Source organism: Pseudocitrobacter sp. 2023LY-00077 (assembly GCF_055796175.1).
In genome coordinates this window covers 1-2,837 of sequence record NZ_JBSPEI010000049.1, presented here as the reverse complement: position 1 = coordinate 2,837, position 2,837 = coordinate 1, and the positions used below count along the sequence as shown (strand labels likewise).

6 protein-coding genes are annotated in these 2,837 nt (G+C 51.8%); all 6 read right to left on the bottom strand.

Going from position 1 to position 2,837, the window contains the following annotated elements; translation table 11 throughout:
- Positions 1-551 (bottom strand): phage terminase large subunit (locus ACWWFX_RS25120; RefSeq protein WP_473225087.1); only part of this gene is annotated, 551 nt, incomplete at its 3' end.
- Positions 544-1,002, bottom strand: coding sequence for a DUF2280 domain-containing protein (locus tag ACWWFX_RS25115; protein WP_473225086.1), 459 nt, complete (start codon positions 1,000-1,002; stop codon positions 544-546). The genes ACWWFX_RS25115 and ACWWFX_RS25120, both read right to left, overlap by 8 nt.
- A gap of 31 nt (positions 1,003-1,033) precedes the next feature.
- Complete coding sequence (locus ACWWFX_RS25110) at positions 1,034-1,672, bottom strand: putative metallopeptidase (protein ID WP_473225085.1); 639 nt, start codon at positions 1,670-1,672, stop codon at positions 1,034-1,036.
- Between the two features lie 165 nt (positions 1,673-1,837).
- Entirely contained in the window at positions 1,838-2,044 is a 207-nt protein-coding gene (locus tag ACWWFX_RS25105; protein ID WP_473225084.1) for a hypothetical protein, read from the bottom strand.
- Positions 2,045-2,138: 94 nt separating this feature from the next.
- Complete coding sequence (locus ACWWFX_RS25100; RefSeq protein WP_094312737.1) at positions 2,139-2,375, bottom strand: hypothetical protein; 237 nt, start codon at positions 2,373-2,375, stop codon at positions 2,139-2,141.
- A 63-nt stretch (positions 2,376-2,438) separates the two neighbouring features.
- The coding region (locus tag ACWWFX_RS25095) for a lysis protein (protein ID WP_473225083.1) at positions 2,439-2,837 on the bottom strand (399 nt) is incomplete at its 5' end.

Here is a 2,837-nt window from a genome sequence, read left to right as displayed (position 1 = left end):
TCAACGGTAATGCAGTCGTCGCCGGCTTCTTTGCGGAAACGCTTATCCGTTGCGCTTCCGTCTCGTTCCGGGTTCCACGTCACCCAAATCTCTGAACCTTCCTCACGAACGGTCGGGCTCAGCTTCTGCCAGGCTATTTCGCTGACTGATTCAGCCTCATCGACCCAGCAGAGCAGGATGCGCGCTTTCGACTTGATGCTGTCGAGGTTATGCCGCAGACCGCAGAACACGTAGTTAACGCTCTTGTCGATGGTGCGGATGTACTTCTCGCCGATATCAAAGTTGGAAGCCAGCCATGGAACAGATAGGATCGCCTGTTTCACCTCCTGCATGCTCGACTCTTCCAGCGAGTTCATGAACTCACGCGCGCAGAGCACCACACCGCTTTCACCGTTCATCATCGACTGGTAAGCCTTTACCGCAGTCATCAGTGCAAAGGTGCGCGTCTTGGCGCTGCCTCGTCCACCGTGCGAGCACCGATAACGCTTATTCACGGCGGTGAACAGTGGCGCAAGCTTCGCGGGGATCGGCAATTGAACGGCGTTACTCATGCTTTGGCTCAACAGGCAGTAGCTGGATGATTGTTGGCTGCGGCGTCATGCTGCCATCAGGGCTTGTATGCTCGACTTTCTGGCGATTAGTGTAGGCATCGCCCATTTCTTTGGCGGCCTGCTCGATAAGCTGCGAGGTCATGCCGTAGTTCTTCATCTTTTCAGCATTGGTCGCCATTCGGTCGAGAACGCGCAACCGGTACGCTTTATTTGCGATCGGAATGTCACCGATCTCATTCTGGAATCGTTTACGGGTAGCGTTGAACAGGTCAATCCACTTCTGGCTCAACTTGGCCGCCATTGCGTTGCCGGGCGTGTATTGCGACACCTGCTGCCGTGAGACATCAATGCCATATTCAGCCTTTACAAGCTCAATGACTTTTACCGGGGTCTCGTAGCAGGCGAGTGATTGAACGATGAAGGCTTTAACCTCTGCCGATAATGCTGCCACAGGCTACCTCCATGACAATCTGAATAAAGCGTTACGCCAGCTTCAACATGCACGTCCCGCATGACCTGGCTATTTCGAGGTGAGCCACTTCTGCTGGCGCATTGGCCGCATCAACGAGCTCCTGAACTTCTTTGCTTGCACCGTATCGACGTACGACACCAGTGAATTCTTCGACGTCGTGACCGCGCAGTATTAACACTGGCTGCCCGGTCTCTTTGTTGAACTTAGGCGCGCCGAAATCATCGGTGGCCTGGGCAATGTGGTAAAGCTCATGCTCTACCAGTGCGCAGAACTCGAGGTCGCTGCATTGTGAGCAGTAATCGGCCGCCAGGGTGATGATGAACTTCGGGATGCGCCCGAACCATTCATGCATCTGCTGTTCCATTCTGGATTTCTGCCAGCCACCGGCGCGTAGCATTACCTGTTCAGCCTGACCGAGCACATACCGCCCTTTCTTCGCGAATGAGTCAGACGCCCACATGAAGCAGAGGTCAGCCTCTAACAGGTGTTCGTGGTCAGGGTTATGGATGCTTCCGGTATCGCTGAGGATTTGCCGGTTTATCCACTCATGCACTTCATTGGCGGGGATCAGCCTGGTGTATGGCTGCCAGTTGTCGGAGTCGATGAAGTTAACTGGCGGATACGGCCTGCGCTCGTCATCGTTAGCCATGGGTTACTCCACTTAAAGCTGCACCGTATCGCTGGTTACGGTTTCGATTTTGAAGCACTTGTTAGTCAACCACTCCCAGCGAAGTAAAGCTGACAGCATCAGGACCGGCTTCATGTATGGACGAAGAGATACTTTTGAGGTGAATGTTACTGTTTTGCTCATTGGTTACTCCGTTGTTTGTTCGGTCTGCTCTTCCGGTACAGGCGTGAACTTCACGCGCTTTACATCGGCAGGAGCGAAGTAAAGCCACTGTCCCGTTTCAGTCGCCAGCGGCACGAAGCCGTTTACCAGCTCAGGCTGACGTCGTGACATCTTGCCCGTGAATGTTTCGCCTGTCTGGGTGGTTAGGGTGATTTGGTAGATGTCGGACATTGAGAGCCTCTTTATCCGTTGATTAGGATGCGGCTATTAAAAAAGCCACTCGCAAGTGGCCTTTGTGATGGCATCACAACAACTCTGAAGTTATTTACTTATTCCGTTCTCTAATATTGTCCTTAACGACTCTATTAATTACGTCCATATCGTCTTTCATCATCCACTCATAACTGTATCTGCTGATAGGATTCATAGACTCATAGTCGTTGGCCACCTCTCGCATCGAGAAATCACCACTTACATGCCTATTCGCTATGTAGATGCCATTAAGTAAAAACATTAAAACTACGACAATCATAACCAAAGCTATGGGTTTGAGCTTATTCATTTTTGTCACCTTATAGCCCTCAGATAATTGATAATACTATAAGGCCTACCAATAGGTTAATACTTACTTCAGGCACTGCGTGTCTATATATTCCTGCATGCCGCGAATCATTTTGTCAGCGGTTGCGATTCCGTCCCGGTGATCGAAATAATTCCGTCGAGCGTCTGGAGTAAGCTCGGGGGCTCCTGCATCATCCACGCCGGTGGCGGAGGTGGCTTTGGACATTCCAGGGCAGGTTGCGGCGATGCGCAGCCGTTTAGCGCCAGAATCGACATCCCGACGCAAATCGTTAATGGTTTTTTTCGCATCGGACAATTCCTTCGTGTATTTGGCATCCAGTGCAGCGACTTCACGCTGGCGGGTCTGCATGTCGGTGATGGTGGCCTTTGCCAGATTCAGCTCCTGAGTTTTCTCATCTCGCTGCTTCTTGTATTCGGTGGCGTTGTCGCGGTAGTGGTTAAC

Bases quoted from the DNA above. Each gene is read 5' to 3' on its own strand.
- ACWWFX_RS25110 (WP_473225085.1), bottom strand. From the start codon at position 1,672: ATGGCTAACGATGACGAGCGCAGGCCGTATCCGCCAGTTAACTTCATC.
- ACWWFX_RS25105 (WP_473225084.1), bottom strand. From the start codon at position 2,044: ATGTCCGACATCTACCAAATCACCCTAACCACCCAGACAGGCGAAACA.
- ACWWFX_RS25100 (WP_094312737.1), bottom strand. From the start codon at position 2,375: ATGAATAAGCTCAAACCCATAGCTTTGGTTATGATTGTCGTAGTTTTA.